The organism is Halapricum desulfuricans (genome assembly GCF_017094525.1).
Classification (GTDB): domain Archaea; phylum Halobacteriota; class Halobacteria; order Halobacteriales; family Haloarculaceae; genus Halapricum; species Halapricum desulfuricans.
In genome coordinates this window covers 1852032-1865282 of sequence record NZ_CP064788.1, presented here as the reverse complement: position 1 = coordinate 1865282, position 13251 = coordinate 1852032, and the positions used below count along the sequence as shown (strand labels likewise).

The following is a 13251-nucleotide window of genomic DNA, read 5'->3' as shown; positions in this document are numbered from 1 at the left end:
GCGCTACTGGATCCGAAGGCCGACGTCGGCGTCTTCGTGGGTCGTCAGCAGGTCGGCCTCGTCGCCGGCGGCCAGGATCATACCGTTCGATTCGAACCCGAACAGTTCGGCTTTCTCCATGTTCGCCAGCAGGATCACCTTCGTCCCGGGCAGTTCGTCGACGTCGTGGAGCTGTTTGATCCCGGCGACGACCTGTCGGGTCTCGATGCCGATGTCGACCTCCAGCCGGACGAGCTTGTCCGAGTCCTCGATGTCCTCGACAGTCTCGATCCGACCGACGCGCATGTCGATCCCCTCGAAATCCTCGAAACTGATCCGATCCTCGACGAGCGGTTCCAGGTCCATATCCCCAGTTCCCTCGTCGCCGGCCTCGTCACTTTCGGTTTCGTCGCCGGCCTCGTCACTCCCGGTTTCGGCGTCGTCGGTCGCTTCCTCGGCCCGGGATTCGAGTTTCTCGTTGAGCGCTTCGACGCGCTCGGCCTCGATCTTCTCGAACAGTTCCGCGGGTTCGCCGAAGGTCTCCGGTGGTGCTTCGTGGACAGCTTCGACAGTCGCCTCGTGGACGCTTCCGTCCTCGCCGAGCTGGTCCCACAGCTGCTGAGCCTTGCCGGGAGTGAGCGGCTCCAGCAGGATCGCAAGCGCCTTCGCGACCTGCACGCAGTCGCGGATGACCTGCGCGGCCCGCTCGGGGTCTTCGTCTGTCAGCTTCCACGGTTCGTTGCGCTGGATGTACTCGTTGCCGAACTGGGCCAGTTCGACCGCCGCCTGTCCGGCCTTGCGGATGGAGTAGTCGTTGATCGCCTCGCGATAGGCCTCGACGGCCGTCTCGATCCGGCCCCGAACTTCCTCGGAGACCTCGGCAGGGCGAGACTCCGTCTCGCTGGCCTCCGGATGTGACCCGGAGACGTCGGGCGTGCCGTCGAAGTTGCGGTGAGCGAACAGGAGCGACCGGTAGAGGAAGTTCCCGACCGTGCCGACGAGCTCGCCGTTGACGCGCTCGCGGAACTTCGACCACGAGAAGTCCACGTCCTGCTGGAAGCCGCCGTTCGTCGCGAGGTAGTACCGCAGCAGGTCCTCGTGAAAGCCTTCCTCGAGGTACTCCCGGGCCCAGACCGCCCGGTTGCGCGAGGTCGAGAAGCCCTTGCCATTGAGGGTCATGAACCCGCTGGCCATCACGGCCCGGGGCTCCTCGTACTCCGCGACGTGCAACATCGCCGGCCAGAAGATCGTGTGGTGTTGAATGATGTCCCGACCGATGACGTGGACGATCTCGCCGTCGTCCTTCCAGGCCTGTTGCCAGTCGTAGACGTCGTCGCCGACGCGCTCGGTGTACTGCTTCGTCGAGGCGATGTACTCGATCGGCGCGTCGACCCAGACGTACAGAACGAGATCCTCAGCACTCGATTCGTCGTCACCGTCGATCTCGGGGTAATCGAACCCCCAGTCCAGGTCGCGGGTGATACACCAGTCCTGCAGGCCATCCTCGATCCACTGGCGGGGCTGGTTGCGAGCGTTCGCGGTCCCCTCCAGTCGGTCGAGGAAGTCGGTGAGATACGCCGACAGCTCGGAGACCTCGAAGAACTTGTGCGTGCGGTCGCGGTACTCGGCGGGATTGCCGGTGATCGTCGAGACGGGGTCCTCGATCTCGCCGGGTTCGAGGTGGCGACCACAGCCCTCGTCGCACTCGTCGCCGCGGGCCTTCGCGCCGCAGTAGGGACAGGTCCCCTCGACGTACCGGTCGGGCAGGGGCTGGTCCTCGGTCGGATCCCAGGCGACCTTGATCTCCTTCTCGTAGACGTAGCCTTTCTCCTCGAGGGTGCGGACGATCCCGTGTGTCAGCTCGCGGTTGGTCTCCTCGTGGGTGTGGCCGTAGTTGTCGAACTCGACCGCGAACTTCGGGAACGTCTCCTGGTACTGTTCGTGATATTCGAGGGCGAACTCCTCGGGATCGACACCCTCCTGGATGGACTGGACGGCGATCGGCGTGCCGTGCATGTCCGACCCGCAGACGAACGCTGTCTGCTGGCCCAACTTCTCCAGGGCGCGGCTGAACACGTCGCCACCGACGTAGGTCCGCAGGTGGCCGATGTGCAGGTCGCCGTTGGCGTAGGGCAACCCGCAGGTCACCACCGCGGGCTCGTCGGTCGGAAACTCCTCGTGGCTCATACCCCTTGTTATCGCCATTCGGGTCAAAAACCCGCTGGTTTCGGGCGAGATTGAACCCTCGAGTATGCAACGGATACAGAGACGTGACTGCGTTGAGAACGGCGGGCCGGGACCGCCCTAGTTGTTCGCCTCCCGGAAGCGGTACCGGTAGGGCTGGTCGCGGATGACCTCGACGTCGCCGTCCCGGGCGCGCCGCCCGAGGACGGTGGCAACGCGGTGGGCGCTGTCGAAGTCCTCGCCGTGCTCGTCCAGCAGGTCGAGGATCTCGCGCGCCGTCAACGGCTCGTCGGCGTCGGCCTGCTCCAGCACCGACCGGATCCGCTCGAACTCGCCGCGACGTATGCGCATACGCGTATGTATGTGCTACTATACCATTAAACGGCGTCAGACAGGCGTCTGACGGCTTCACGGCCGAGAATCGACGACTGCGGCCGGAGGGGCGACGTCAGACGATCACATGGGGTCGTCACACGACGATCGGGGTCGGCTCGGCCGAGACGGACACGAACAGCGGTCACTCTCACACCGGCCGGTCGTATTCGTCCTCGAAGTCGCGCTGGTCGCGGTAGGCCTCGACGAACCCCTCGACGTCGAACTCGGCCATCTGTGACTCGAACTCCGCCTGCAGGTCCTCGTCGTCGGTGTGCCCGACCGCGTGATCCATCAGTTCGACGAGCAGCTCGACGACGACGCGATGGAGCCGCCGCGAGTCGAAGTCAGCCACCCAGATCAGCGCCGCACCGATCTGCCCGTCCTCCGAGACATCCTCGACAGCGATCTCCTCGGGGAACTCCTCCATCACCGATCCCATGAGATGGACGGTCGAGAACTCCTCGTACTCGTCGTCGGTGTCGATTACGGTCCGCAGCTGGGCAGCGATGTCTTCTGGGACGAACCGCGAGAGCGGATGTGCGTCGGTCACGACCGCGTGGGTCTCCCCGCAGTCGCAGTCGAACTCGCGCTGACCGAGATCGAACGTTCGCGGCGAGACTGTCTCCCCGCAGGGCAACTCCATTCGGTCGCCGCCGCTGCCGGGGACGCGTGGCTCTGGCATACCCGCCGGTTGGACGCTTGCGCGCTTAAGCGCGGCGGCTGCCTGCGTCGGTCGATCTGCGGTCGAACGCCACAACGATCAATCGTGTGGATGGAACCGCCTGACGGCCTCGGAGACGGCTTCGCCGCTGCCGAGGAAGGTGATGACCTCCCCTGCCTCGATCCGGTAGTCGGGTCCGGGCACGCGGGCGTCCTCGCCGCGGCCGACCTCCGCGACGAGACAGCCCCCCGGGATGACGTCGTTCAACTCCCGAATGGATCTCCCGACCAGCTCGTCTGCGGTGACTTCGACCTGCTGGATGTCGTGGCTGTCGCCGATATCGGTCATCCAGTGGGCCAGTTCGGGCCGCTCGATCTCGTTGTCGATCGCGTAGGCAGCCGCCATTGAGGAGTCGATCGCCGTCACCCGCTCGGAATCGAACGCGTCAACGTTCTCGGGGCGGTTCACGCGGGCGTAGATGTCCCCGACGTCGAACTTCGTCGCGGCCAGTTGCGTGACAAGCGCGTTGACGTCGTCGTCGCCGGTCGCCGCGACGACGATCTTCGCGTCCTCGATCCCGGCAGCCCGGAGGATGTCACTCTCGGTACCGTCGCCCTCGTGGACGGTGAACCCCGCTTCGCGTGCCCTGATCGCGGCTGTCTCGTCGTTTTCGACGATAACGACGAACTCTCCTCTCCGGTCGAGTCGTGTGGCGAGCGCCCGGCCGACCCGGCCCCCGCCGACGAGTATCGTGCGCATAGGTGTCACTCCGAGTAAGTCGCCGATCTGTCTGGCGAGTCCCGCTTCGATCGCGACGGTCGCGAGGATGACGACGAATACCGTCCCGAGCAGGACCTGTGCCGCCTGTTGACTGCCCGCCGTCGCGAGTTCGATCGCGAACAGCGTCGCGACGCTGGCGGGGATGATCCCCCGCGGTCCGACTGCCGCCAGGAACAGCCGTTCCGGCCGGGTGAACCGGTCGACGCCCGCCGTCGCGACCAGCGCCACGATCGGGCGGAGCACGAGGATGACTGTGGCCGCGAGTGCCACGCCGGCGACGCCGAGATCGGCGATCGCATCGAAGTCGATCAGGGCCGCCAGCGAGACGAACACGAACGCGAGCACGAGCAGTGTCGCGTCCCGGCCGAACTCCTCCATCAACTCCCGCTGTGGGAGATCGAGATTGCCGAGCGCGATGCCGGCTGTCGCTGCCGCCGCGATCCCGGCCTCGGCGGCGACTGTCTCGGCGAGTGCGAACGACCCGATCGCGGCCACGATCGTCAGGAACCTGGCGGCCTGGGGCTCCGTGCCGGGGGCGACGTCGCTGCGAAAGAGCCCGAAAACGACCCAGGCGACGATCGCTCCCGCCACGAGGCTGAGACCGGGCCGGGCGGGGCCAGCGAGTGTCCCCGTGACAAGTGACCACACCAGTACGACTGCGCCGGCACCGCCCACGAGGCCGAACGCCAGCCCGACTCGTCCGTCCTGTTCCGGACCGATATCGTAGCGGAGCAGGCCGGCAGTGACAGCGGTCACGACGGCCCCCGTCGCCAGGCCCAGCAGGAACCAGTCGGGTGTTCCTACCCTGGCTTCGAACGCCAGGATGCCAGCCAGTGACGCCGATCCGACTCCGCTGGCGGCGATGAGCCAGATGACGACACCCTGATCCGGGCTGGGCTCGTCGTCAGCCTCGAGCAGTGCGTATATGACCGCTGTCGCGATCAGTCCAGCGGCGACGCCGATTCCGAGGCGCTCGAGGAACGTCAGCAGCGTCGCCGGGAGTCCCAGATCATCGAGCAGCAGCGTCTCGAATATCACGACCGCACCGATCGCCGCGGTCACGTCGTTGACAATCCCCTCGGTCTCCAGTGCCGCAGCGACGTGCTCGCGGACCCGGACGACTTCGAGAATCGGTGTGATGACTGTCGGCCCGGTCGCGACGAGCAACGCGCCGACGAGCAGTGCGATCTCCCAGGCTGCGCCGGTCAGCAGCCGGACGGCCAGTGCAGTCCCCAGAAACATCACTACGGCACCGACCGTCACGAGTCGCAGCGAGGTCCGGGACGCCTCGCGGACCCGGTCGAACTGCAGGGCAAAGGCCCCGTCGAAGACGATGATCGCCACTGCGAGCCCGACGACGACCTCCAGGCCGTCGCCGAACGTCTCCAGCGTGACGAGGCCGAGCCCTTCCGGTCCGAGCAGGACGCCCGCGGCCAGGTAGAACACGACGCTGGGCACGCGCAGGCGACGGGCGATCAGCTGCACGCCGATCCCGAGAATCAGGATCGCCGCGACAACCGGCAGGAGTGTCCCCGACACAGGCAAGCGTAACGGCGGCAGTCTCTTAAACCGATGGCTGTCGCTCCGCAGGTTCGCCACGCAACCGGACGTAGGCCTCGGTCACGACGGCCACGCCGAATGTCACCTCGATAGCACTCAACAGCGCCGCGACGATCACGCCGGCGGTTCCCGAAATCGCCGTCGTGACGGCCCAGACGATCGCCCAGACGACAAATAGCACGACGGCGATGGCGAGTATCCGCCATCGGTTCCCCTTCACAAGCCCCCAGGACCCGGAGATTGCCGCCAGTGGCCCCTTGTCGGCGATCGCGATCTCCTGCCGGTAGAGCATCGTCCCGACGAAGACGAACAGCGCCGGGATCGCAAGCAGGAAGAACGTCACCCCGGCGGTGAGCGTGATCACGATCTTCAGTGCGAGCCCGGTGAGAAAGCCGAACAGCGTCGCCACCGCCAGACGACGCGTGGCGAGCGACGCCGGGACGCCGTCGAGTTCGTCGGCGGCGAACGCCCGCGTCGCGACGATCTTGGCCGCCTCCACGAGCAGCGCGAGCGCGAGTATTCCGAGCAGGATCGCCGGAACCGGGGCGTCGACCGTCGGGCCGACCGACTCGACGGACCGCTCGAGCTCTCTGAGCCCGTCCTGGACTTGCGGGTCCTGTAACGCCGCCTCGACTTCCGGATCGGTCTCGGCGAGATCATCGCGGATCGTCGCGAGCGTCCACTCGACCGCTCGCACGAACAGCGAGTTCCAGAGCGTCGTCGTCACGACCCCGAGCAGCGCCAGCGCGGCGACGACCTGCGCGCCGGTCACGGAAAGGAGTTCGTCGAGGGCGTTCGAAAACACGCTCCCGACGTCGAGGGCCGTCCGCGATCCCGGCTCGTCGAACGGCTCAGCGGCCATCGCGTCCCCCTACCAGCTGATACTGCCGGCTGTAAGTTCGTAAAGATATTCGCCACCCCAGGGTGGCGAATTCCTTCAGTTTGTTACAGCCGGCAGTATGATCGCTGGACCGGCGGTTGGCCTGCGATTCCCACCCTATTCGACCGTACGAACGGTCACATACTGTCATCAGACTGCGGTTCCGGCACCGATCATATAAAAACCCGCGTCCCCGGTTCGCCCTACGGCCAGTCGTCGCGGCCGTCGTCGCTTTCCTGGCCGGGGACTTCGGGTTCGCCGAGTTCCCAGCTGGCGGCGTCGGCCGCTTCGACGATATCAAGATACTCCCAGCCGACCGACGTCGCCAGTTCCTCGTCGTCCTCGTCAGTTCCGACGTAAACGTACCGGGGCGTATCGAACTGATCCCGGACGTTCTCGAGGCTCTCGTCGCGACCTCTGGGTCCGGAGAAGAAGTCCTGCCGGATGCGGTGTTTGCGCGTAAAGTTCGTCACGACGTAGGTCGGCTTCTCGGAGACGACGCCGACGTACTCGCTCCACTGGCGCGCGTCGGAAAACACCGTGTCCGGGTGGGCCAGCCGCTTCAGTGCTTCCAGATCGAATGCGAGAGTCATCTCGCCGTTTCCGCCGTCCATATCCGGATATGGCGGTGGCGCGCGCAAAACGGTGTCGGTCGTCGCTGAGCCGATCACTGCCGGGCCAGCGAGTCGCCCAGCCGCTCCAGAACGGCACGTCCGCCGGAGAGTCGTGCCATCGCCGCGACGATCGTCGCGCCGACGACGTTGAACACCAGATCGAGCATCGTGTCCTCGACGCTGTAGACGATCAGGATCGGTTCGACGTCCATCGCTCGCGCCAGTTCCCGGCCGATCATCTCCAGCAGTTCCCAGCAGACGCCGACGGCGACGGTAAACAGGAAGACGAACACCCACAGGAACGCCGGCGGCAGGGTGACGTCCGGCGCGTGTTCGTCGATCGCACTCGTCACGGCGTACCCGGCAATGGCGACGAGCCCGCCGGAGAGCGTATGTGTGAGATGATCCCACCACCAGACCCGATCGTAGAGTCCGATCATGCCCGCCGAGTGCAGCAACACTGCGACCGTGATCCAGACGACGATCACGGGGTCGAGCGTGACACCGTGGTCCCGCTCGAGCAGCGCCGGCAGTGCTGTCACGGCCAGCGAGAGCGTCGCATTGACGATCACGCTGACGTTCCCCAGCGCGACGCCTGCCGCGAGGATCACGACCAGGCCCGCCTGCATAAGGCGTACCAGCCCGCGCGAGGCTCCGGGTGACCGCTTCACGGTCGAACCTGACGTCGCCAGTGACTAAATCGATGGGGGACAGAACGCGCCACGCGGTTTTTATCGCCGGGTCTCCAAGCGGTCGACATGGGCAAGGTCAGTATCGGACTGCGGGGCTGGCGCTTCGACGAGGCGGACGTATTCGACGCGAACGGGGCGATCAAATCGCTCGCGGAGATGCCACCGGAGCCTCGCCGGCGCGTCTCGCGGCTCACGGCCATTCTCGGCAACGCCTGTGACGTCTGCATGGTCCTCGAAGACGACGAACGCCACTGTAACGTCGCCAGCGCGGTCTACGGCGAGCCGATGCACGAGGTGTTGCTCTGTGCGGAGCACGAGCCGGACTTCTTCTACTGGTTCCGCGAACTCGGCGGCGAGGAATACGCCGGTAGCACGGCGCTTTCGGACACTTTTCTGGAGTGGATCGCCGACGGCGGACGTGCGCCCGACGACTACGGCGAGATCGAGCACGTCGACTCCGAACCGGACGCGCTTCCTGACGCGGCGGTCGCCGGCGGGATCCCGTCTCTCGAGGCGGAACTCGAGGAGATGGACGAGGGCGAGCGCGAGGCGCTCGACGTGGACCTGGGCGATCTCGACACATGATCAGCGTCGCCGTCGTCGGCGCCGAGACGCCGGGCAACGTCGGCACGATCGCCCGCTCGATGAAGAACTTCGGCCTCGAGGAGCTGTTGCTCGTGAACCCGCCGGAACTGGACCCGGACGGCGAGGCCTACGGGTTCGCCGGACAGGCCCGTGAGGACGTCCTCCCGAACAGCCGGGAGGTCACATTCGAGCATCTCATCGAGAACTACCACACAGTCGGCTGTACGGCCGTCACGAACGAGGACGCTCGCAAGCACGTCCGGTATCCGTTCCGGACGCCACGAGAACTGGCCGACAGCCTCGCGGACGTTCGGGCCGACACCTGTCTCGTGTTCGGCCGCGAGAGTATCGGACTCACCAACGCGGAACTCGCCGAACTTGACGAAGTGTGCTCGATCCCCGCCTCCGAGGCGTACCCCGTCTTGAACCTCGGACAGGCCGCGACGATCGTTCTCTACGAGATGCGCTCGCTGACGCTCGAGTCGACCCAGCTCCCAGACCCGACTCACGATCGGGCGAGCGAACGCGAAATCGAGGGGTTGCACGACCAGTTCGCGACGTTTCTCGAAGCGATCGACCACCCCGAGGAGAAACGCGACAAGGCCGGCCGACTCTTCCGGCGGCTCGTCGGTCGCGCACACCCGACCGATCGGGAAGCGGTCACGCTCAGGGGAATCTTCCGGCGTGCACAGCAGCGGATCGACAGCCGCAAGAAGTGACGGCTACCGGATCACACGGAGTTCACGGACGTCTTCGACCAGATCCGCCAGCACGTGTGCGTACAGCGTCACGCCGGTCACCAGCCCCATATCGGGCTCGACCAACCAAGTCAGCGGGACGGCGATCCCGACGATCACGACGTGGCTCAGCAGGCGTTCGAGCGGTTCGAGGTCGCGCTCGCGGAAAATCGACCGCTGGTCGGTGAACGCGGCTCGGGGGGTACCGAGGACGTACCGTAGCGCCCGCCAGTCACCGGTGTTGTACCGGGCCCACAGGAAGTGATCGAGGTCGACGAGCACACCGACAGCGGTCGCATAACTGACGACGAAGACAGGATGGACGACGGTGACGCCGGCGGCGACGAGCGCGACTCCGAGCGCGAGCGAGATCGCACCGTGGGCTTTCGAGTACACGCTACGCTCGCTTCTGGATCTCCTCGCGGAGCACGTCGCTCACGAGGTCGCCGTCGGCCTTGCCGCGCAGCGCGCCCATGCACTCGCCCATCAGCCCGGAGAACGCGCCCATGCCCTCCGCCTCGACCTGCTCGGCGTTGCGCTCGACGACCTCGACGACGGCCTCGCGGACCTCGTCCTCGCTGACCCCGCCCAGGTCTTCCCGCTCGACGGCTGCTTCGGCCGTCAGCGAGGGGTCCTCGGCCAGTGCCGTCAGCAGATCCTCCAGCCCCTCGTTGGGCACCTCGCCGTCGTCAACCAGTGCTAGCGCGTCCCGGAGGTGGTCGTCGGTCAGGTCCCCGACAGGGACGTCCTCGCGTCGGAGCGCCGTCAGCGTCGATTCCAGCGTTCCCGCGGCCAGCGTCGGATCGACGCCCTCGGCGACAACCTGCTCGAACAGGGGCATGTACTCGCCGTAGGCGACCTGCTCGGCGAGCCCGGCGTCGAGGCCGTGTTCGTCCTGATAGCGCTCGACCTTCTCGGTGAGCAACTCGGGCGTCTCGATCTCGCTCGGGTCGGGCTCGACCGGTGGCACGTCCGTCTCGGGGTACATCCGCGCCGCACCTGGGAGCGGGCGCAGGTATCGGGAGGTCGCGTCCTCGTTGGCGTCCCGTGTCTCCTCGGGAACGCCCTCGAGGGCCGTCTCGGCGCGTTCGACGACGGCGTCGATCGCCAACTCGGAAGTCTCCGGATCGTCCGCGACGATCGCGACGGCGTCGCCCGCACTATCCGGGGCGCTTCGCGCCTCGCGGGCGTCGACGGCCTCGCGCAGCGCCTCGACCTCCGACTCGGTGATCCCGTAGGCCGGCAGTTCGTCGGTGTGGAAGATCCCACCCGCGCCGTGGCGCTTGGCGTGGTCTGACAGCTCCGTCCCGAGACGACGATCGGGCTGGATCTCCCGGCCGACCAGTCCGTCGAAGCCCTCCAGACGGACGGCCCGGACCACACCGCCGGACGCCAGCGCGCTCTGGATCACGCCCGAATCGCTCCCCTCGAAGACCGCCGTCACGTCCTGGGGATCGCCGACACCGGCGTTCCGATCCGCGAGTTCGTCGGCGATCTCCAGCAGTTCGACCTGCCGGCGCACCTCGTTGCGGACGATGTCGTCGATGTCGTCCAGGCTCTGGACGCCTTTCAGTTCGACGCGGGCACCGTCGGCGATCGAGACGTTGACGTCCTGGCGGATCGTCCCCAGGCCGCGCTTGACCTTGCCGGTCGAGCGCAATAACATCCCGATCCGTTCGGCGGCCTCCCGGGCCTGCTCGGGCGACCGGATGTCCGGATCGGTACCGATCTCGACCAGGGGAATGCCGAGCCGATCCAGCGAGTATCGCACTCCCGAATCGGTCTCCTCGACGCGCTGGGCGCTCTCCTCTTCGAGCATCAGGTCCTCGACGCCGACCGGTCCGTCGTCGGTCTGGATCTCGCCGTCGACCGCGATCAACATCGTCCGCTGGAAGCCCGAGGTGTTCGAGCCGTCGATGACGAGCTTGCGCATCGGCTGGACCTGATCGACCGGCTCCATCCCGAGCAGCCGGGCGATCTCCAGCGCGACGGTCGTGGCCTCCTCGTCGATCCGGTGAGGCGGTTCGTCGTCCTCCTCGACCAGACACGTCGAGTCGTAGGCCAGATATTCGAACTCGCGCTCGACGCGACTCTCCTCGAGGGCGGCCTCGTCGAGTTCGCCCAGCTCGCTTCTGGTCGGGTGAAGGTATCGGGTCAGTCGCCGGGTCGATTCCTCGGGGTCGCGCAACTCGGTCGGACACTCACAGAAGAGCTTCGTCGCCGTGTCGAGTTGCTGGTGGATCTCAAGACCGGCCACCAGCCCCAGATCGTCGTAATCGAACTCCGTCATTGTAGGTGGCTGGGAGGGCACAAACAAAAAGCACACCGTCTCGCTGCGGCTTCAAACGCGACGGCCGCCGTATCGGCGATATGATAGGGGATTTATAGATGAGATAGTATAAGCCGTCGGAGGATGAATTATGTGCCGATCGAACTAGTGCGCGATGAGCTCCTACGACCCGCCTGAAGAGGACGAAACCGAGTCGAGTTACGATCCGGGCGTCAAGGAGCGAGACGTCACTGACGAGCGCGAATTCAGAGACGTCCTTCTGGAGGCCGATCGGACCGACTATATCGTATACGGGTTCCTGTTAGGGATCCCCGCCGGCATCCTGACGACGATCATCGTCTGGCATTTCGTTCCGAACTTCCCAGAGACCGCCGAAGCGTTCCTCCGCTGGCTGCTTGATCTCGTCTCGTCCGCGTGGCCGCGCTAGGACCGTGTCAGCACAGCTTTGACGACACTCGTGCGTCAACGGCTACTCTTCCCCGCCGAGGATCCCCGGTTCGGTCATCTTCGCCGGATCGAGCACCTCGTCCACTTCGTCCTCGTCGAGATAGCCCTCCTCGAGGACGACTTCTCGGATCGTCTTGCCCTCTTCGAGGGCCTGCTTGGCGACCTTGCTGGCCTTGTCGTAGCCGATCGCGGGATTGAGGGCGGTCGCCAGCGCCATCGACTGCTGGACGCGCTGCTCGCAGTGTTCGCGATCTGCCTCCAGCTTTGCGACGAATTTCGTGGCGAACGTCCCCGAGACGTTCGCGAGCAGTTCCGCCGACTCGAGGAAGTTGTGCGCGACGACTGGCTTGTAGAGGTTGAGATCGATCTGTCCGTTTGCCGCACCGGTCGAGACCGCGGCGTCGTTGCCGACGACCTGCGCGTAGACCTGGTTGACCGACTCGGCGACGACCGGGTTGATCTTCCCGGGCATGATCGACGACCCCGGCTGGTTCTCGGGCTGGTCGATCTCGCCGAGGCCGTTGCGCGGCCCCGACGCGAGCAACCGGAGGTCGTTTGCGATCTTGTGCAGCGATCCGGCCACCGTGCGCAACGCGCCGTGGGCCTCGCTCATCGCGTCGTGGGCGGCCTGGGCCTCGAAGTGGTTGTCGGCCTCGCGAAACGGCAACAGCGTCTCCTCGCCGATGTACTCGATCGCCAGTTCTGGGAACTCGGGGTGGGTGTTCAACCCGGTTCCGACCGCCGTCCCCCCGAGTGCGAGTTCCGCCAGCCGGTCGGTCGAGTCCTCGACGCGAGCGATCCCCTTTTCGACCTGTGTCCGGTAGCCCGAGAACTCCTGACCCAGCCGGATCGGCGTCGCGTCCTGGAGATGGGTTCGACCGGTCTTGACCACGTCGTCGAATTCGTTTTCCTTCGCTTCCAGTTCCTCTCGCAGCGTCTCCAGCCCGGGAATGACGTCGCGCTCGACGGCCTCCAGCGCGGCGACGTGCATCGCCGTCGGGATCACGTCGTTGCTCGACTGCCCGAAGTTGACGTGGTCGTTGGGGTGGATCTCACGCGATCCGATCTCCCCGCCGGAGAGTTCGGTCGCGCGGTTGGCGATCACCTCGTTCGCGTTCATGTTCGTCGAAGTGCCGCTGCCGGTCTGGAAGACGTCGACCGGGAACTGGTCGTCGTGCTCGCCGGCGATTACTTCGTCCACAGCGTCGATGATGTAGCCCGCTTTCTCGTCGGGGATCGTCTCCAGATCGCGGTTTGCCTGTGCCGCGGCCTTCTTGACGATCCCGAGCGCGCGCACGAAGCGCCGCCCGAATCGGGCGTCGCTGATCGGGAAGTTCTCGACGGCGCGCTGGGTCTGTGCCCCCCAGTAGGCGTCAGCCGGAACCTCCATCTCGCCGAGGCTGTCCGATTCGGTTCGGTGTTCGTCTGCCATGCACACACCCACTCGCGGCGGCGACAAAACAGCAC

13 protein-coding genes are annotated in these 13251 nt (G+C 66.1%); 3 read left to right on the top strand and 10 right to left on the bottom strand.

What is annotated here, in order from left to right; all coding sequences use genetic code 11:
• Nucleotides 1-3 precede the first annotated feature (3 nt).
• The 7 genes from metG to HSR122_RS09605 form a co-directional block, all read right to left on the bottom strand.
• Entirely contained in the window at nucleotides 4-2166 is a 2163-nt protein-coding gene (gene metG / locus HSR122_RS09635; RefSeq protein ID WP_229109496.1) for a methionine--tRNA ligase, read from the bottom strand.
• Between the two features lie 117 nt (nucleotides 2167-2283).
• Nucleotides 2284-2514 (bottom strand): hypothetical protein, encoded by a 231-nt coding sequence (locus tag HSR122_RS09630; protein WP_229109495.1) that lies wholly within the window; start codon nucleotides 2512-2514, stop codon nucleotides 2284-2286.
• 172 nt (nucleotides 2515-2686) lie between these two features.
• Nucleotides 2687-3220 (bottom strand): DUF5815 family protein, encoded by a 534-nt coding sequence (locus HSR122_RS09625; RefSeq protein WP_229109494.1) that lies wholly within the window; start codon nucleotides 3218-3220, stop codon nucleotides 2687-2689.
• Nucleotides 3221-3298: 78 nt separating this feature from the next.
• Complete coding sequence (locus HSR122_RS09620; RefSeq protein WP_394355562.1) at nucleotides 3299-5503, bottom strand: cation:proton antiporter domain-containing protein; 2205 nt, start codon at nucleotides 5501-5503, stop codon at nucleotides 3299-3301.
• Between the two features lie 40 nt (nucleotides 5504-5543).
• Complete coding sequence (locus HSR122_RS09615; protein ID WP_229109492.1) at nucleotides 5544-6401, bottom strand: hypothetical protein; 858 nt, start codon at nucleotides 6399-6401, stop codon at nucleotides 5544-5546.
• 221 nt (nucleotides 6402-6622) lie between these two features.
• Entirely contained in the window at nucleotides 6623-7033 is a 411-nt protein-coding gene (locus tag HSR122_RS09610) for a DUF7124 domain-containing protein (protein ID WP_229109491.1), read from the bottom strand.
• A 53-nt stretch (nucleotides 7034-7086) separates the two neighbouring features.
• Nucleotides 7087-7704, bottom strand: coding sequence for a hypothetical protein (locus tag HSR122_RS09605; protein ID WP_229109490.1), 618 nt, complete (start codon nucleotides 7702-7704; stop codon nucleotides 7087-7089).
• A gap of 87 nt (nucleotides 7705-7791) precedes the next feature.
• Between HSR122_RS09605 and HSR122_RS09600 the strand changes: the two genes are divergently transcribed.
• Nucleotides 7792-8310 (top strand): hypothetical protein, encoded by a 519-nt coding sequence (locus HSR122_RS09600; RefSeq protein ID WP_229109489.1) that lies wholly within the window; start codon nucleotides 7792-7794, stop codon nucleotides 8308-8310.
• Complete coding sequence (locus tag HSR122_RS09595) at nucleotides 8307-9029, top strand: RNA methyltransferase (protein ID WP_229109488.1); 723 nt, start codon at nucleotides 8307-8309, stop codon at nucleotides 9027-9029. Before HSR122_RS09600 ends, HSR122_RS09595 begins: the two co-directional genes overlap by 4 nt.
• Before the next feature lie 3 nt (nucleotides 9030-9032).
• Here HSR122_RS09595 and HSR122_RS09590 read toward each other — a convergent pair whose 3' ends face one another.
• Nucleotides 9033-9443, bottom strand: coding sequence for a hypothetical protein (locus HSR122_RS09590; protein WP_229109487.1), 411 nt, complete (start codon nucleotides 9441-9443; stop codon nucleotides 9033-9035).
• Between the two features lies 1 nt (nucleotide 9444).
• Nucleotides 9445-11337 carry a Glu-tRNA(Gln) amidotransferase subunit GatE gene (gene gatE, locus HSR122_RS09585; protein WP_229109486.1) on the bottom strand — a complete coding sequence of 631 codons (1893 nt, stop codon included), beginning with the start codon at nucleotides 11335-11337 and terminating at the stop codon, nucleotides 9445-9447.
• Nucleotides 11338-11491: 154 nt separating this feature from the next.
• On the opposite strand from gatE, the gene HSR122_RS09580 reads away from it, so the two are divergent.
• Complete coding sequence (locus HSR122_RS09580; protein ID WP_229109485.1) at nucleotides 11492-11764, top strand: hypothetical protein; 273 nt, start codon at nucleotides 11492-11494, stop codon at nucleotides 11762-11764.
• 42 nt (nucleotides 11765-11806) lie between these two features.
• Here HSR122_RS09580 and HSR122_RS09575 read toward each other — a convergent pair whose 3' ends face one another.
• Nucleotides 11807-13216 (bottom strand): class II fumarate hydratase, encoded by a 1410-nt coding sequence (locus tag HSR122_RS09575; RefSeq protein ID WP_229109484.1) that lies wholly within the window; start codon nucleotides 13214-13216, stop codon nucleotides 11807-11809.
• Nucleotides 13217-13251: the final 35 nt, after the last annotated feature.

Excerpts from the sequence above, each read along its gene's own strand:
- HSR122_RS09580 (WP_229109485.1), top strand. The coding sequence starts at position 11,492 with ATGAGCTCCTACGACCCGCCTGAAGAGGACGAAACCGAGTCGAGTTAC.
- HSR122_RS09625 (WP_229109494.1), bottom strand. The coding sequence starts at position 3,220 with ATGCCAGAGCCACGCGTCCCCGGCAGCGGCGGCGACCGAATGGAGTTG.
- HSR122_RS09600 (WP_229109489.1), top strand. The coding sequence starts at position 7,792 with ATGGGCAAGGTCAGTATCGGACTGCGGGGCTGGCGCTTCGACGAGGCG.
- HSR122_RS09595 (WP_229109488.1), top strand. The coding sequence starts at position 8,307 with ATGATCAGCGTCGCCGTCGTCGGCGCCGAGACGCCGGGCAACGTCGGC.
- metG (WP_229109496.1), bottom strand. The coding sequence starts at position 2,166 with ATGAGCCACGAGGAGTTTCCGACCGACGAGCCCGCGGTGGTGACCTGC.
- HSR122_RS09610 (WP_229109491.1), bottom strand. The coding sequence starts at position 7,033 with ATGGACGGCGGAAACGGCGAGATGACTCTCGCATTCGATCTGGAAGCA.
- HSR122_RS09575 (WP_229109484.1), bottom strand. The coding sequence starts at position 13,216 with ATGGCAGACGAACACCGAACCGAATCGGACAGCCTCGGCGAGATGGAG.
- gatE (WP_229109486.1), bottom strand. The coding sequence starts at position 11,337 with ATGACGGAGTTCGATTACGACGATCTGGGGCTGGTGGCCGGTCTTGAG.
- HSR122_RS09615 (WP_229109492.1), bottom strand. The coding sequence starts at position 6,401 with ATGGCCGCTGAGCCGTTCGACGAGCCGGGATCGCGGACGGCCCTCGAC.
- HSR122_RS09630 (WP_229109495.1), bottom strand. The coding sequence starts at position 2,514 with ATGCGCATACGTCGCGGCGAGTTCGAGCGGATCCGGTCGGTGCTGGAG.